General features: G+C 73.9%; 13 protein-coding genes. 7 read left to right on the forward strand and 6 right to left on the reverse strand.

Going from position 1 to position 16,243, the window contains the following annotated elements:
• Positions 1–58: 58 nt before the first annotated feature.
• Together FHS88_RS09215 and FHS88_RS09220 are read left to right on the forward strand one after the other, a co-directional pair.
• Entirely contained in the window at positions 59–526 is a 468-nt protein-coding gene (locus FHS88_RS09215; protein WP_184483808.1) for a RidA family protein, read from the forward strand.
• The gene (locus FHS88_RS09220) at positions 513–920 is read left to right on the forward strand and encodes a hypothetical protein (RefSeq protein ID WP_184483810.1); all 408 of its coding nucleotides are present in this window, start codon (positions 513–515) and stop codon (positions 918–920) included. The genes FHS88_RS09215 and FHS88_RS09220 overlap by 14 nt, the downstream gene beginning before the upstream one ends.
• Positions 921–966: 46 nt before the next feature.
• Here FHS88_RS09220 and FHS88_RS09225 read toward each other — a convergent pair whose 3' ends face one another.
• Entirely contained in the window at positions 967–2,421 is a 1,455-nt protein-coding gene (locus FHS88_RS09225) for an N-acyl-D-amino-acid deacylase family protein (protein ID WP_184483812.1), read from the reverse strand.
• A 152-nt stretch (positions 2,422–2,573) separates the two neighbouring features.
• Between FHS88_RS09225 and FHS88_RS09230 the strand changes: the two genes are divergently transcribed.
• Together FHS88_RS09230 and FHS88_RS09235 are read left to right on the forward strand one after the other, a co-directional pair.
• Positions 2,574–3,812: an ABC transporter substrate-binding protein gene (locus tag FHS88_RS09230; RefSeq protein WP_184483814.1), complete on the forward strand. Its 1,239-nt coding sequence runs from the start codon at positions 2,574–2,576 to the stop codon at positions 3,810–3,812.
• A 180-nt stretch (positions 3,813–3,992) separates the two neighbouring features.
• Positions 3,993–6,404 carry a recombinase gene (locus tag FHS88_RS09235; RefSeq protein ID WP_246419752.1) on the forward strand — a complete coding sequence of 804 codons (2,412 nt, stop codon included), beginning with the start codon at positions 3,993–3,995 and terminating at the stop codon, positions 6,402–6,404.
• 320 nt (positions 6,405–6,724) lie between these two features.
• Here the strand turns inward: FHS88_RS09235 and FHS88_RS09240 are convergent, their stop codons facing one another.
• From FHS88_RS09240 to FHS88_RS09265, 5 genes are all read right to left on the reverse strand, one after another.
• Complete coding sequence (locus FHS88_RS09240; RefSeq protein WP_184483816.1) at positions 6,725–7,936, reverse strand: hypothetical protein; 1,212 nt, start codon at positions 7,934–7,936, stop codon at positions 6,725–6,727.
• Entirely contained in the window at positions 7,933–10,422 is a 2,490-nt protein-coding gene (locus FHS88_RS21300) for an MATE family efflux transporter (protein ID WP_456306781.1), read from the reverse strand. Before FHS88_RS21300 ends, FHS88_RS09240 begins: the two co-directional genes overlap by 4 nt.
• Positions 10,419–11,357 carry a 2-hydroxyacid dehydrogenase gene (locus tag FHS88_RS09255; RefSeq protein ID WP_184483820.1) on the reverse strand — a complete coding sequence of 313 codons (939 nt, stop codon included), beginning with the start codon at positions 11,355–11,357 and terminating at the stop codon, positions 10,419–10,421. Before FHS88_RS09255 ends, FHS88_RS21300 begins: the two co-directional genes overlap by 4 nt.
• A gap of 247 nt (positions 11,358–11,604) precedes the next feature.
• Positions 11,605–12,894 carry a phosphopyruvate hydratase gene (eno, locus tag FHS88_RS09260; protein ID WP_184483822.1) on the reverse strand — a complete coding sequence of 430 codons (1,290 nt, stop codon included), beginning with the start codon at positions 12,892–12,894 and terminating at the stop codon, positions 11,605–11,607.
• Between the two features lie 94 nt (positions 12,895–12,988).
• The gene (locus FHS88_RS09265) at positions 12,989–13,996 is read right to left on the reverse strand and encodes a phosphotransferase family protein (RefSeq protein ID WP_184483824.1); all 1,008 of its coding nucleotides are present in this window, start codon (positions 13,994–13,996) and stop codon (positions 12,989–12,991) included.
• Positions 13,997–14,165: 169 nt separating this feature from the next.
• On the opposite strand from FHS88_RS09265, the gene FHS88_RS09270 reads away from it, so the two are divergent.
• The 3 genes from FHS88_RS09270 to FHS88_RS09280 are packed head-to-tail and all read left to right on the forward strand — an operon-like array spanning position 14,166 to position 16,084.
• Positions 14,166–15,134: a S1C family serine protease gene (locus FHS88_RS09270; RefSeq protein WP_184483826.1), complete on the forward strand. Its 969-nt coding sequence runs from the start codon at positions 14,166–14,168 to the stop codon at positions 15,132–15,134.
• Positions 15,134–15,688 (forward strand): cupin domain-containing protein, encoded by a 555-nt coding sequence (locus FHS88_RS09275; protein ID WP_184483828.1) that lies wholly within the window; start codon positions 15,134–15,136, stop codon positions 15,686–15,688. The genes FHS88_RS09270 and FHS88_RS09275 overlap by 1 nt, the downstream gene beginning before the upstream one ends.
• A gap of 60 nt (positions 15,689–15,748) precedes the next feature.
• Positions 15,749–16,084, forward strand: coding sequence for a hypothetical protein (locus FHS88_RS09280; RefSeq protein ID WP_184483830.1), 336 nt, complete (start codon positions 15,749–15,751; stop codon positions 16,082–16,084).
• Positions 16,085–16,243: the final 159 nt, after the last annotated feature.

Below are 16,243 nucleotides of genomic sequence, written 5' to 3' on the forward strand. Positions count from 1 at the left end.
CTCTTGCCGGACCGCTCATGCGCGTGTGGCATGGCGCCTGCCACACAAGGAGGACGCCATGCCCGAGGAGACACCCGAACAGCGCCTCGCCGCGCTCGGCCTGCGCCTGCCCGCCGTGCCGAAGCCGATCGGGACCTATGTGCCGTACCGGATCGAGGGCGGCTTCCTCTACACCTCGGGCCAGGGGCCACGGGGGCATGAGGGGGTGGCCCTGCGCGGCAAGGTGCCGAGCGAGGTCGGCATCGAGGCCGCCTATGCCGCGGCGCGCGCGGTGGGGCTGAACCTGCTCGCCACCGCGGCGGAGGCGGCGGGCGGGCTGCACCGGCTGAAGGCGGTGAAGGTGCTCGGCATGGTCAATGCCGCCCCGGATTTCGAGGATCACCCGAAGGTGATCAACGGCTGCTCCGATCTCTTCGTCGCGGTGCTGGGCGAGAATGGCCGGCATGCGCGCTCGGCCGTGGGCATGGGCTCGCTGCCGGGCCGCATCCCGGTGGAGATCGAGGCGATCTTCCGTGTCATCGGCTGAGGATGCGGACCCCGCGGCGCAGCCCGCGGCGGTTGCCGCCGCGCTCGCCGTGCTCGACGCGCACATCGCGGCGCTGAATGCGCGCGATGCGCCGGCGATCGCCGCGACGCTGCATTTCCCGCACTACCGGCTCTCGCCCACGGCGATGAAGACGTGGGAGACGCCGGCAGGCTACCTCGCCGACTTCCTGGCCCGCGCCGGGGCCGGCTGGGCGGCGAGCGTCTGGGAGTTCCGCCGCCCGGTCGCCGCCTCGGCCGAGAAGGTGCATCTCGACGTGCAGTTCGCGCGGCTCGATGCGGCAGGCGCGGTGATCGGCCGCTACCGCTCGCTGTGGGTGGTGACGCGGCGGGACGGGCGCTGGGCGGTCGCGCTGCGATCCACCTTCGCGCCCTGAGCCTCGCGCCGGCGGGCCAAGGGATGGATCCCTCGTCCGCCGGGCGTCAGACGCGGTTGCGCGTGACGAGCCGCCCCGGCTTCTCCCCCGTCGCGCCCTTGCCCGCGACATAGGTCGGCACGCCATTCGCCCACACCTCCTCGATGCCCGCGCTCGCCTGCTTCGGCTGCTCGAAGGTCGCGCGGTCGATCACGGTCTCGGCGTCGAACAGCACGAGGTCGGCATAGGCGCCTTCGCGGATCACGCCGCGGTCCACCATGCCGAACAGGGTCGCGGTGCGCCCGGTCATCTTGTGGATGGCGGTCTCCATGCTGAACAGGCGCAGCTCGCGCGCATAGAGGCCGAGCACGCGCGGGAATGTGCCCCACAGGCGCGGATGCGGATGCGCGTCGTGCGGGATGCCGTCCGAGCCGATGACCGAGGCCGGGTGCGCCATGATCCGGCGCACATCCTCCTCGTCCATCTGGAAGGTGATCTGGCCCGCGGGCAGGAGGCGCTCGGCCGCGGCGCGGATGTCGGTGTTCCAGCCGCGCGCGATGTCGGAGAGATACTTCCCCGCCATCTCCGGGTGCGGGATGGACCAGGTGATCATCACCTTCACGTCCTCGCGCAGGCGGTCCGGCATCAGCACGGTGGAGCCGGCCGGGTAGGGATACATGTCGAAGAACACGTCCTGCGTCTGGTTGTAGGCGTCGAGCAGCGCGAGCGTCTGCGTCGAGCGCCCGTAGTTCTCCGGCATCGAGCATTTGTGGTGGCTGACCCAGACCGGCACGCCGACGCGCTTGCCGATCTTCGCCGTCTCCTCGATCGAGGCGAGCACGCGGTCGGCCTCGTCGCGCATGTGGGTGACGTAGATGCCGCCGAAGGCGCGCAGGGGTTCGGCGACGGCGATCACCTCCTCGGTCGTCGCATGCATGTTGGGCGGGTAGTAGAGGCCGGTGGAGAAGCCCGAGGCGCCCTCGGCCAGCGACTGCTTGAGGCGCAGGCGCATGTGCTCGATCTCGGAATCCTTCGCCGGGCGCATCACGTCGCCGTCCATGGCTTCCACCCGCATGGTCTGGTGGCCCACCAGGGCGTAGGTGTTCACCTCGGACCCGCGCTTCTTCAGCTCATGCGCGTAGTCGCCGAAGCTGTCGAAGCGCCACCAGCCCTCCTCGCCGATCAGGTCGAGCGGCGGCGGCGGCAGGCGCTTGAAGCGCGCAGGCGCGAGGCTGACGCCGCAATTGCCCACGACCACGGTGGTGACACCCTGGCTGATCTTGCAGGTCATGCAGTCCGGCCCGCACATCACGGCGCGGTCGTCATGGGTATGGGCGTCGATGAAGCCGGGGGCGAGCGCGCGGCCGTTCGCGACCACCTCGCGATCCGCGCTCGCGGCCCCGAGGTCGCCCACGGCCACGATGCGGTCGCCGGTCACGCCGACATCGCCGCGGCGGCGCGGCGCGCCGGTGCCGTCGAAGATGGTGGCATCGCGGATAATGAGGTCGCAGCGCAGCGCCATGGCCGGTCCTGTCCTGGAACAAGGGAATGTGACCCGCGGATGATGGACCGGCTCGGCCCGTCGCGGAACCCGCCCCTTGCGGGCGGGCACGGGCGGCGGCCAGCATGGCGCGGGGCGGCAGCCGCCCGTGCAGCAGAAGCGAGGAACGCCAGATGACAGACTTCAACCGCCGCCAGGTGCTGGCCGGCGCCGGCATGGCCGGGGCCGCGCTGGTCGCCGTGCCGCGCGCCCGCGCGCAGGACCAGGTGATCCGTATCGGCGTGCTGGCGGATTTCTCCGGCCCCTATCGCAGCACCTCCGGCCCGACGAGCCTCGCCGCCGCGCAGCAGGCGGTGGAGGATCTCGGCATGGCGAACCGCGGCATCCGCGTCGAGGTGCTGCAGGGCGACCACCAGAACCGCCCCGACGCCGCGCTGGCGCTGGCGCGCCGCTGGATCGACCAGGACGGCGTGGACATGATCTGCGAGGTGAACAACTCCGCCATCGCGCTCGCGGTGGCGAACCTCGTGCGGGAGAAGGACCGCATCCAGCTCGTCTCGGGTGCCGCCACCTCGGCGCTGACCGGGCCGCAATGCAGCACCCACACCATCCACTGGACCTACGACACCTGGATGTTCGCCAATGTGGTGGGCGGCGCCACCGTGCGCTCGGGCGGCGATTCCTGGTACTTCATCACCGCCGACTACGCCTTCGGCCACCAGCTCGAACGCGACACCGGCGGCTTCGTGACCCGCGCGGGCGGGCGCGTTCTGGGCTCGGCCCGCTATCCCTTCCCGGGCACGACGGATTTCTCCTCCTTCCTGCTGCAGGCGCAGGCGAGCCGGGCGAAGGTGGTCGGCCTCGCCATGGCCGCTGGCGACATGGTGAACTGCGTCAAGCAGGCGCACGAATTCGGCCTGACGCGGCGCGGCGCGCAGCTCGCGGGCATGATCATGTTCGTGCAGGATATCCGCGGCATCGGGCTCGAGGCCGCGCAGGGGATGGTGATGTGCGAGGTCTTCTACCACGACCTCAACGACCGCACCCGCGCCCTGGCCAGCCGCATCCTGCGCCGCACGCCCGACAACATGCCGAGCCAGGAGCATGCCGGCACCTATTCATGCTGCATCCACTACCTCAAGGCGGTGGCCGAGATCGGCGTGGCGCGCGCCAAGCAGTCGGGCATGGCCGCGATCGAGGTGATGAAGCGCATGCCGACCGACGACGACGCCTTCGGCCCCGGGCGCATCCGCGAGGACAACCGCAAGATCCACCCGGCCTATCTGTTCGAGGTGAAGTCGCCCGCCGAGAGCCGCGGCATGTGGGATTTCTACAAGCTGCGCGCGACCGTGCCGGCCGAGGAGGCCTTCCGCCCGGTGGCCGAGGGCGGCTGTCCCCTGGTGCGGGGCTGATCTCCGGGCGGGGCTGCCGCGCAGGCGGCCCCGCGCCGCGATTCCCGGGGTGACCACCACCTGTAGCGGCTGGCGCGCCTGGCCTCCACAAGATGTGGTGGCGCCGAACTGATATCCAGGATACCACTACGCCATGCCGGAGCGCCGCGGGGGCGGCAGGCGGGAAGGGGGACCTGGACGATGGACGGGATGCAGGCAGGGGCGCGGCTGGCGCCGGGCGGGTTCATGCGGCCGGTGCCCGGTGCCGCCTTCGGCGAGGAGCCGCTGCCGCCCCGCCCGCTCGATCCCGGCATGGGCCTCGCCGTCGCGCGGCGCACCGTCTTCCGCGAGGCGGATGCCGAATGCTTCGGCCGCGTCGCCGACCGTGTCGCCGCGGGCAACATGTCCCTTCTCGGCCGCCCGGCCACGGCGCGGGACCGCATCGAGCAGGCGCGGCTGCGCAACGCCATCGCCACCGGCGCGCTGATCACCTCCGGCCGGCATCTCCAGCACGGCGACCCGCAGCAGGCGGGCCGCAACATGGAGGTCTTCACCAACTGCGCGACCGCCATCGCCTCCTTCGCGAAGTTCTACCTGCTGCTGAACGGTTCCGGCGTCGGGCGCGCCTATGACGATGCGCTGGTCGCGGTGGACTGGGCGCGGGCGCCCGATCTGCTGCTGCGCCTCTCGCCCGAGCATCCGGACTATCCGCGCGACCGCGCGGCGCTGCATCGCTTCGGCCTCGATTTCGGCCTGCTGCCCTGGGGCACGGGGGAGGGGGAGTTCGACGAGGAGGCGATCCGCCGCTTCCTCGCCGCCGAATGGGTGGAGGAGGCGCCGGCGGAGGCCATCCTGCACCGCATCGCCGACAGCCGCGAGGGCTGGGCGAAGGCAGTCGAGCATCTGGAGAGCCTCGCCTTCGCCGGCGCGCGGCAGCGCCCGCTGCTGCTCGACTTCTCGGCCATCCGCCCGCGCGGCAGCCCGATCGGCGGCATGCAGGGCCGGCCGGCCTCGGGGCCGCTGTCGCTGATGCGCGCCTTCATGGCGATCCGCCGCGAGGTGATCGGCCCGGCGCGCGAGGGGCGCCTGGCCGAGCCCTGGGAACAGGCGCTGCTGGTGGACCATCTTCTGTCGGTCGAGGTTCAGGTGGGCGGCGCGCGCCGGGCGGCGCGCATGGCGACCAAGAACTGGCGCGACGCCGGCGTGCTGCGCTTCATCCGCTCCAAGTCGGAGGGCGGGCTGTGGACGGCGAACCATTCGGTGATGGTGGACCGCGCCTTCTGGCAGGGCGTGCAGGCGGCGCGCGCCGGCTCCGGGCGCCCCGAGGACCGGCACGCGCTCGCGGTCTTCGAGGAGGCCACGCGCTGCGCCTTCATCAACGGCGAGCCCGGCTTCATCAACGGCGACCTGCTGGAGGACCACCGCACCGGGCGCGCGCGCGAGAAGCCGGTGCACCATGACGGGCGCGACGTGCGCTCCGCCCGCTACCGGGTGGAGCACGCCGCGGGGCTGCTCGCCGATCTCTCGGCACGCGCGGCGGCGGCGCATTTCCCCTGCACCACCAACCCCTGCGGCGAGATCGTGCTGCACGTCACCGGCGGCTATTGCGTGATCGCGGATTTCGCGCCGCTGCTCGCCTGCCCGGTGGACCCCGCGATGCTGACGCCCGGCGCGATCCCGGATGCGCTCGCCGCCGCATGGGATGCGCGCGTGGAGGATGCGGTGCGCCTCGGCGTGCGCTTCCTGATGCGCGCCAACACCATGGATGCGCTCTATGCCGAGGAGGTGCGGCGGACGAACCGCATGGGCATCGGCCCGACCGGCCTGCACGAATGGGCCTGGGCGCGCTTCGGCCTCGGCTTCGAGGACCTGCTGGACGAGGCGCGCTCCGCCCCCTTCTGGGACGCCCTCGCGCGCCTGTCCGCGGCGGCCAAGGAGGAGGCCGACGCCTATGCCGAGGAACTCGGCCTCGCGCGGCCCTTCACCGTCACCACCGTCAAGCCGGCCGGCACGACAAGCAAGCTGTTCGGCCTGACGGAAGGCGCGCATCTGCCGGCGCGGCGGCAGTATCTGCGCTGGGTGCAGTTCAAGGGCGCAAAGGGGGAATCGGGCGAATGGCTGCCCGATTCCGACCCTCTGCTGGCCGACTACGAGGCGCGCGGCTACCCGGTGCGCCCGCTGCGCTCCTTCCCCGGCATGAGCATCGTCGGCTTCCCCACCCTGCCGCTGATCCAGCGCCTGGGCCTGGGCGAGCGGCTGAAGACCGCGCCGGAGGCGAGCCCCGCGGAGCAGTATCGCTGGCTCGCGCTGATGGAGCGCCACTGGATCGGCGCCGAGCGCGGCAACCAGATCTCCTACACGCTGAAGGTCTATACCGACCGGCACGACCTCGAGGCCTTCCGCGCCATCCTGCTGACCCACCAGCCGCAGGTGCGCTGCTGCGCGGTGCTGCCATCCGCGCCGGATGCCGCGCTCGGCTACGAATACCTGCCGGAGGAGGAGGTGGACGAGGCCACCTTCCAGGCCATCGTCGCCGCCATCCGCGACCCCGCGCTGCACGAGGCGCTGGACATGGCGCATCTGGCCTGCGCGAACGGGGTCTGCCCGATCTGACGATAGGCGGCGCACCCCTCGCGGCAGCGTGGTTCCCGGTTGCGCGGGGCGGCAGCGTAGCCGGGGTGACGTGACGCGCAGCGCCCTCCCGATGCCGACCGGCACCGCGTCGGGGCTTGCGTCCGCTCGCTGACGCGAGGCGCTGGCTCGGTGTCATCGCGGGGTTGCGGCCGTTGGACGAGACCGGATCGCCCCCGCGGGATGTCATGCCCGCGGGCGAAGGGTCTGGCCGTTTGCCGGCCGGCATCGCACCCGGACCTGCGGTTGTGGCCGTGCGCCGATGACCGGCGGACTCATGTCGGGCCCTCCTCCGCCCGGCATCACCCCGCGTCCAGCAGCCGCATCGCCGCCTCCGGTCCGGCGAGGATCTCCGTCATCCGCACGAGATCGGCGGTGCCGATGCCGGGCTTGCCGCGCAGCGCGGCGATGCGCTCGGTCACACGATGCGCGGCGGCATCGAAGGCCGTGGCCGCGCCGAGCCCGCGCCCGGCCTGTTCCAGCCGGCGCACCTGCCGCGCGGTGGCCTCCAGCGCGCCGATCGCGGCATCGTCCGCAGCGCCCGAGGCAAGCGGGGCAAGCACGGTTTCGGCCGCCTCGGCATAGGCCATGCGGCAGGCCTCGGCAGCCTCACGGCGGATCGCGGCGATGCGCTGGCGGCGCTCGGCGCGCTGCGCAAGGCGCGAGTCCGCGAGATCATCCAGCGCCTCACGGAACGCCTCCGCCATGCCCGCCGCCCCCGCGGGATCGGCGAGCGGGATCTCGGGCCGGCACTCCGCGAGCCATGCGTCGAGCACGCGCTCGGCGAGCGCCGGCGGAGCGCCTGGCAGGTCCGCCGCGAGGGTGGCGACACCGCCCGGCTTCGCGGCCTTCAGCATCAGCGTGGAGAGCGCGGCGGCGAGCACCGCCGGCCCCTCGGCCATCGCGGCGAGCAGGGCGAGCCTCGTCAGATCCTCCGGCGGGCCGAAGCGCGCGGCGGCGAGGGCGGCCCAGAGCGGGCCGGCGCAGCGCCATGCGCCCGTGGCCAGCGCCGCGGCCTGGCGGTAGTCGACCGGGGATAGCCCCGCCTCCTGCCAGCCCGGCGGCGGGGCGGGGCCGGGGCCGGCCTCGGCGGCGAGACGCCAGAGCCGGCGTCCGGCGGCGTCGATCGCGGCATGGTCGGCGAAGCTGCGCCCGGCGGTGGCGGCCTCGATCTCCGCCGCCGCCGGGCCGATCGCGGCGCGGATGGCGCCGGCCAGCGGCAGCAGGGCGGTGCGCGGCAGCGTTCCTTCCTGGCGGCGCCAGGCGCGGGCCTCGAGGATGGCGCCGTCGAGCGGGAGGAACAGCAGGCGCGTGAAGGCGATGGGCCGCGGCGGGCGCAGGCGGCGCAGCCGCGGGCGGGCGGCATCGAGCAGCGCATCGGCCTCCCGCCGGTCGGGCAGGCTGTCGAAGACCGCGACGACCTTCGCCAGCACCGCGTCCGGCGCGGCGGCGACGGCATGGCGCAGCCGCCGCGCCTCGGCCGAGAGCGTGACGGGGCCCGGCTGCGCCGTCATGCCGCGCGCGCCCGGATGCGCTCGTTGCGCGCGACGATCTCGATCAGCCGGCCGCTGCGCCAGTCCTCGTTCGCGCGGACGATGCGGCGCAGGCGGGTCGGACGCTCCCAGTCCTCCGAAAGCCCGACCCATTCCTCGACCTCCCGCGGCATCACGGGGGCGAGCAGCGCCATCTCCCACAGCGCGCCCTCGCGGCATTCCGGCCGCGCGTCGCGCCAGAGCTCGCAGATGATCTCCCAGCCGTCGAGCAGCCAGTCCGGGCGGCTCGCGCGGCGGGCCAGCGGCTGCGAATCCTCGCGCCAGGCGCGCAGCAGCGTGGGCGTGTCCGAGAGCAGCCCGTCGAGGTCGCGGAAGGCCGCGGAAGCGCAGGCGAGCGTGAGGCGCGCGGCATCGGTCACCAGCGCCGCGCCGTGCTGCTCGCCCGGGTCGGGGCTGCGCGCGACCCAGAGCTCGACCTCGGAAACCATCGTCTCGATGCGGGCGAGCAGGTCCCGCGTGCGGGAGACGGTGCGATCACCCGGCACGCCGACGCCGCAGAAGGCGCCGGCGAGCGATTCGAGCCAGGCCGCGATGATGTCGGCGCTGACGCCGAGGCGCGGGGCGAAGCGCGCCACCGCGCGGCGCGCGCGCTGCTCGATGTTCGCCGGCGTGTCCGCATGCGGCGGGATGCGCGCCTCCTCGGCCGATTCGGTGCGGCGGATGAGGTCCAGCAGCAGGAGGAAGTTCGCGCGCATCCGCGCCGCGCCCTCCTCGTTCCGCGCGGCCGCGGCCGCGGCCGCCGCCTCGCGCCCGGCGAGGCCCTCGGCGGCGACGGCGCGGGCGACCTCGCGCACGAGGCTCGGCGTGATCGCGGCCTGGTCGGAGAGGCGCTGCCAGAGGCGGCGGTCGTGGACGGTGGGCGTGCAGACCTCGGGCAGGGCGTTCCAGGGCACGATGTAGAAGCCGCGCCCGCCGGAGGGGTTGGAGATCACGACCTCCAGCCCCGCGCGCGTGTCCGTGGGCCGGATGCGGGCGCCGAGAAGGAAGGGCGTGGTGAAGGGCACCGAGGCCCCGCGTTCGAGGAAGGTGGCGGGCTGGTAGGCCCCCCTTCCAAAGCGTTCCAGGGCTTCGCGGCTGATCTCGCTCATCGCCCGCCATGCTGCGGCAGGGCGGGTAAAGGAGGGATGAGCGCGGCCCCTCAGCGCCAGATGGCCGGGCGCACCGAGACCGCGACCAGGACGCCATAGGCCGCGAGCCCCGCCGCGATGGCCGCGAATGCCCCGGCGAGACCGGCCCCGGTGAAGGCCGCGAGCAGCCATCCCCCGCCCACCGCGAAGCCGAGCCGCGCCAGGGATGCGGCGAAGGGCCAGCGCATCCGCCCAGCCCCCTGGCAGGCGAAGTAGAGCGCCATGCCGAGCCCGAACGGCCCGAAGGACGGCCCGACCCAGCGCAGGAAAACCACCAGCGCCTCCTGCACCGCGGGGTCGGCGGCGAAGAGGCGCGCCAGCGGCCAGGGCAGGGCCGCCGCGGCGATGCCGATGGCTCCGCAGAGCCCGGCCGAGAGCAGCCCGCCCCGCCAGGCCGTCGCGCGCCCCCGCCCAGTCCCCCGCGCCGACGCGCCGGCCCACCAGCGAGGTCAACGCCACGCCGATGCCGAAGCCGATCGGGATCATCAGGAACTCGAGCCGCACGCCCACTCCATAGGCCGCGATCGTGGCGGGGCCGTGCCGGGCCACCAGCGCCGTCATCAGCACGACGGTGAGGTTGGCGATGGTCGCCATCGCCGTCGCCACGCCGCCGACCGCGAGGATGCGGCGGAACAGGGCGGCATCGAGGCGCGCGGCGAAGCGCGGCCGGAAGCCCGCCCCGCCGCGCAGGATGATGATCCCCATCGCCGCGGTGGCCAGCGCGAAGGCCACGAGATAGGCCACCGCCGCGCCGGCGATGCCCCAGCCGAGGCCGAGCATCAGCAGGCCCGAGAGCGGCGCCTCGATCACCCAGGCCGCCGTCATCACCATCGCCGGCAGGCGCATCTTGCCCGCCCCGCGCAGCACCGCGCCCAGGATGTTCGACAGCCACACCAGCACCGCCCCGCCGAACAGGATGGAGGCATAGGCGACGGCGTGCTCGAGGATCGGGCCGGTGCCGCCGACGGCGCGGAACAGCCAGGGCCCGAGGCCGAGGGCGATGGCGCTGGTCAGCATCCCCATGCCGAGCGCGATCAGCACCGCGTGCTTCACGAGGCCCGCGGCCTCCTCCATCCGCCCCGCGCCGATCGCGCGCGCCACCGCCGAGGTGACGCCGCCGCCCATCGCGCCGCCCGAGGTCATCTGCATCAGCATGATCAGCGGCAGCACCAGCGCGTAGCCGGCCAGCGCCTCGGTGCCGAGGCGGCCGATGAGCGCCGCCTCGGCCGTCTGCGCGATGGCCTGCACGAAGGTGACGAGCACCGTCGGCGTGGCGAGGCGGCCGATCTCCGCGAGGCTCGCGGGCGGCGCGGCGCTCACGCGACCCGGTGCAGCAGCGCCTCGCCGGCGGCGAGGCGGCGGACATTCTCGGCCGCGATGGCGAAGGAGCGGTCGAAGGTGCCGGTGGTCAGCCAGGCGACGTGCGGCGTGACCACCACGTTCGGAAGGGCGAAGAGCGGGTCGGCCGGGTCGGCGGGCTCGGCGGCGAAGACATCGAGGCCGGCGGCGGCGAGATGCCCCGAGCGCAGCGCCGCCACGAGCGCCGCCTGGTCCACGAGGCCGCCGCGCGCGGTGTTGACCAGCACCGCGCCGGGCTTCATGCGCGCGATGGCCTCTCTCCCGATCAGCCCGCGCGTCTCATCCGTCTCGGGGATGTGCAGCGAGACCACGTCGCTTTCCGCAAGCAGCGCGTCGAGGTCGCGGAACGCGCCGAGCGCGTCCGGTTTCGGCGCGCGCGCCGTGTAGAGCACGCGGCAGCCCAGGGCGGCGAGCACGGGCGCGAGCAGCGCCGGCACGGCACCGTAGCCGATCAGCCCGACCGTCCGCCCGCCGAGTTCGAACAGGCTGTCCTGCAGCGCGGGCGGCTGCGCCCAGCCGCGGCCGGCGCGCGTCTCGGCATCGAAATGCGCGACGCGGCGCAGCGCGCCGAGCGTCAGCAGCAGCGTCAGTTCCGCCACCGCGCGCGAATTCGTGCCGGGCAGGTTGCACACCGCGACCCCGCGCGCCCGCGCCGCCTCGATGTCTATCGTGTTCACGCCGACACCGATCTTCTGGATCAGCCGCAGCCGCGGCGCGGCGGCGAGATGGGCGGCGGTGATCGGCCTCAGCACATGCCAGATCACCTCCACCCCAGGCAGCACGGCGGCGAAGCCGGCCTCGTCCGCCTCGGGCACGATGGCGAGATCGAGCCCTGGCAGCGCACGCAGCCGCGCGGCAAGGCCGGGACCGGCGGCGTAGTGGAGGAGGACCTTCATGGCCTGGGGCCGGAGGGGCTCTGCCCCTCCGGACCTCCCCGCCAAAGGCCGAAAGCCCTTTGGAAACCATGCGTTTCATCGGGGATTTCGGGCAGGGGCACCGCGCGCCAGGCGCGAAGGGCCGGCCCTCGATGCCCCTGCCCGAAATCCCCGATCGAGTCCCGGTGTCCAGAGGCCTTTCGGCCTCTGGTGGGGTGGGGTCCGGGGAGGGGCAAAGCCCCTCTCCGGCCGCATGCGATGAACCCGCTCACCGCGACCTTCCCAGCACCGCGCCGCCTGCGAAGCGGGCGTGGTTGCCCAGGGTTTCCTCGATGCGCAGGGCTTCGTTCCATTTCGCCATGCGTTCCGAGCGCGCGAAGGAGCCGACCTTGAGTTGCCCGACACCCCAGCCGATGGCGAGGTGGACGATGGTGACGTCCTCCGTCTCGCCCGAGCGGGCGGAGACGATGCCGGCGTAGCCGACCTCGCGCGCGGCCTGCCAGGCGGCCAGGGTCTCGGTCAGCGTGCCGCGCTGGTTGGGCTTGATCAGCACGGTGTTCGCCGCACCCTGGCGTGCCGCCTCGCGCACCCGCGCGGCGTCGGTGACGAGGAAGTCGTCCCCCACCACCTGGATGCGCGCGCCGGCCTCGCGGGTGAAGGCGGCGAAGCCCTCGGCGTCGTCCTCGGCCAGCGGGTCCTCGATGGAGACGATGGGATAGGCGTCGAGCCAGCCAAGGAGCATGCGGATCATGCCCTCGGTGCCGAGTTCGCGGCCTTCGAGGCCGAGGCGGTAGCGCCCGCCGCGGCCGAAATCCGTGGCCGCGATGTCGAGCGCGATGGCGACCTGCTCGCCGGGCTTGAACCCTGCGCGCCCGATGGCCGAGACGAGGGTTTCAAGCGCCTGCTCGTTGGCATCGAAGGCAGGCCACCAGCCGCCCTCATCGGCCACGCCCTGCAGCAGGCCGCGCGCCTTCATGATGGCGCCGGCGGCGCGATAGACCTCCGCCGTCCAGTCGAGGGCCTCGGCGAAGGAGGTGGCGGCGGGGCAGACCACCAGGAAGTCCTGGATGTCCACGCGCCGCCCGGCATGGGCGCCGCCGCCGAGGATCTGGATCTGCGGCAGCGGCAGCAGCGTGGCGCCTTCGCCGCCGAGGTGGCGCCACAGCGGCAGCCCGGCGGCGGCGGCGGCGGCGTGGGCGGCGGCCATGGAGACGGCGAGCGTCGCATTGGCGCCGAGGCGCGACTTGTCCGGCGTGCCGTCGAGGGCGATCAGCGCGGCATCCAGCGCGGCCTGGTCGGCGGCGTCCATGCCGGCCAGGCGCGGGGCGATCTCCTCGTTCACCGCCGCGACCGCGCCCTTCACGTCGTAGCCGCCGAAGGCCGTGCCGCCGTCGCGCCGGTCGAGCGCCTCGCCGCTGCCGGTCGAGGCGCCGGCGGGCGCGATGGCCCGGCCCCAGGCGCCGCCGGCGAGGCGGATCTCGGCCTCGACCGTCGGCCGGCCGCGGCTGTCCCAGACGCGGCGGCCGCGGATGGATGCGATGCTGGTGCTTTCGGTCATGGGCCTGTTTCGACGCTTCCTCGCTTGCGCCCCCGGCGTAGCCCAGGCGGCGCGGCGGGTCCACGCGCCGGGGCGCGGGCTGGTCCGACGCGGGTCAGGCGCCGATCTCCTCGCCCCAGGCGAGGCGGATGGTCTTGAGCCGGTCCGGCGGGTTGGCAAGAAGGTGCCGCGCGACGCGCCGGATCTGCTCTTTCGAGGCCTCGTCGGTCAGGTATTCGACCGGGCTCTTGCCGTCCACGCGGGCGAGGAAGAGGCCCGGCAGCAGGCTCGCGGCGCGCGCCTCGACCACCGCCGGCGCCTCCCAGGTGACGGAGGCGAGGTAGGCGGCGGCCAGGGCTTCGAAGCATGTCAGGAAGGCGGGGGCGGCGGCCGGGGTCCACAGGCATTTCAGCAGCAGGTGGTTGAGGCAGAAGGCGATGTCGAAGGCCGGGTCGCCCCACCAGGCGCATTCGGCGTCCAGCAGCACCGGTCCCTGTGGCCCGGCCAGGATGTTCTTCGGGCTGACATCGCCATGCACAAGCGTGCGCTTCGTCGCGGCGGTGCGCGCGGCCAGCGCCTCGAGCCGCGGGGCGAGGTCGGGATGGGCGCGCGCCGTCGCCAGCAGGTAGGGTTCGAGGCGGATCGCGTGGAACAGGCTGTCGGTCGGGAAATCGGCCGAGAGTTCCGGGCGCTGCGCCGCATGGGCATGCAGGCGCGCGAGGCGGCGGCCGACCTCGGCGGCAAAGCCGGCATCCGCCGCCCCGTCCTTCAGCACCGCCTTCCAGACCGGGTGCCGGTCGGGCGCCAGCCATTCCATCGCGAGCGTGCCCGTGGCCTCGTCCTGGCCGAGCAGGCGGGGGGCGAAACCGGGCACGGCCTCGGCGGCGCGGGCGAGCCAGCGGGCCTCGTAGCGGTTGCGCACCACCGGGGCGCGCCAGTCGGCGGCCACCTTCAGTTTCGGCAGCGCGCGCTTGATGCAGAGCTCGCGCCCGTCCGGCAGGCGGACACGCCAGATGTCCGAGGAGACGCCGCCCGCGAGCGGCTCGCCCTCGGCGCGGGTGCCGGGCGCGAGCAGGCGCATGGCCCGCAGGCCCTCGGCGAGTTCCTCCGGCAGTGGTCCCATGCGGCCGGAGGCTAGAGCAGAACGGCGGAGGCGGGAATCAACCCGGCGGCATCGGGCCGGATCACGGAATCCGGAGCGGGGCCCGGCCGCGCCGCGCGGGTGCGGCCCGTGCCATGCATGGCGGCGGCGGGCGTGCTAACCTTCATGCGCGAACAGCGACGGATGACGGATGAGCAAGGACGATTGGTCGATACCGGAGCATCTGCAGCCCGATCCCGGCGAATGGTCCTTCGATCTCGACGCCGCGCTCGGCGCGGTGGTCGGGTTGCGCAGCCTGGTGCCGCCGGATGCCTTCACCGCGCGCGTGCTCGGCACCGAGCGGGAGGGATCGGGCGTCGTGATCCGCGACGGGCTGGTGCTGACCATCGGCTACCTCGTGACCGAGGCGGAGACGATCTGGATCAGCGCCGCCGACGGCCGCGTGGTGCCGGGCCACACGCTGGCGGTGGACCAGGAGACCGGCTTCGGCCTGGTGCAGGCGCTGGGCAGGCTCGGCGTCGCGCCGCTGGAGATGGGCGACAGCGAGGGCGTGCGGATCGGCGCGCCGGTGGTGCTCGCCTCGGCAGGCGGGCGGGCGCATGCGGTCGCGGCCAAGCTCGTGGCGCGCCAGCCCTTCGCGGGCTACTGGGAATACCTGCTCGAGGACGCGCTGTTCACCGCGCCGGCCCATCCCTCCTGGGGCGGGGCCGGGCTGATCGGGCCGGATGGCCGTCTGCTCGGCATCGGTTCGCTGATCCTGCAGCAGGGCGAGGAGGGGCGGCGGCTCGACCTCAACATGGTGGTGCCGGTCCATCGCCTCTCGCCGATCCTGAACGACCTCGTGACCTATGGCCGGGTGAACCGGCCGGCGCGGCCCTGGCTCGGCCTCTACGCGACCGAGGACGAGGAGGGTGTGGCGATCGCCTCGCTCGCGCCCGGCGGCCCGGCCGAGAGTTCCGGCGTGCGCAGCGGGGACCGGGTGCTCGCGGTGGACGGGGCGGTGGTGACGGACCTCGCGGAGATGTGGCGGGCCGTCTGGGCCTGCGGCGATGCCGGGGCGACGGTGCGCCTGAAGCTTGGCCGCGCGCGGGGTTCGCGCGACGTGGCGGTGGTCTCGGGCGACCGCGCTGCCTTCCTCAAGGCGCCGAGGATGCATTGATGGGCGGCATCCTCGTCGTGCCGCCCGGCGCGGGCGAGCAGCACTGGCAGCCGCAGCCGGCCAATGGCTGGATCGAGGTGCTGAGCGCGCCGCGCCTGCCCGGCGCGCCCCCGGGATTCTCGGCGGGGCTTCAGGAACTGCCGCCGCTCGGCAAGATCCGCGAGCACGCGCATCCCGCGCAGACCGAGATATTCTGGATCATCGCCGGGGAATGCCTCGCGCGGCTCGACGGCACGGTGCGGCGCATCCGGGCCGGCACCTTCATGGTCGCCCCGCCCCATGCGCGGCACGGCTTCATCAACGACGGCGGGGCGCCCTTCCGCATGCTGTGGATGCTGGTGCCGGCGGGGCTCGAGGAATTCTTCGTCGCCATCGGGCGGCCGAAGCAGGCCGGCGCGCCGGACCCCACGCCCTATCCGCGGCCCTCGGAGACGGGGGCGATCGAACTCGCGACCGTGTTCGAGACGCTCGACCCGCCGCCCGAGCCGCCCTGGGACACCGCGCCGATCACCGACCCCGCGGTGCTGGAACCGATGCGGCGGATCGCCGTGTGACGGGATCACCTTGCCCGGCGCCGCTGCGGGCCTATGGTCGTGGGACGAAGGAGTGAGCCCATGCGCCTGCCCCCCATCCCGGTTGCCGTCCGTTTCATGGTGCTGCACGGGCTGATCGGCTTCGGGCTGTCCGCCCTCTTCGTCGCCGCGGTGCTGTGGGCCGACCCGGGCGGTGTCGGCGCGCTGATCCTGAGGCATGGCGGGGCGCCGGTGATCGCGCTGCTGTGGTTCTTCAGCGGCCTGACCTTCGGCTCGGTGCAGATCGGCACGGCGGTGATGCTGCAGGACGGGCGCGACGACGCGCCGCGCGGCGGCCGGCGGCTGAGGCTGCCGCAGGCGCTGCGATGGCCGCCCGCGGCGGTGCCGGCGCGCATTCCCGCGGGACGCCGGGGCTGATCCGACCGCGCGGCGACGGCGCGGAGGGCAGCGGCAAGTGGCGGCCGCTCGCCCCCGGGCGCGGAGTGGCTGCGGCGGCGATGGCGCGGAGCGACCAGCGCTGGTCCGGCACGGCTGCGTCCTTGTCCCGAATGGGATGGTCCAATGCCAGCAGCGACA

The organism is Neoroseomonas alkaliterrae (assembly GCF_014199195.1).
Lineage (GTDB): Bacteria > Pseudomonadota > Alphaproteobacteria > Acetobacterales > Acetobacteraceae > Neoroseomonas > Neoroseomonas alkaliterrae.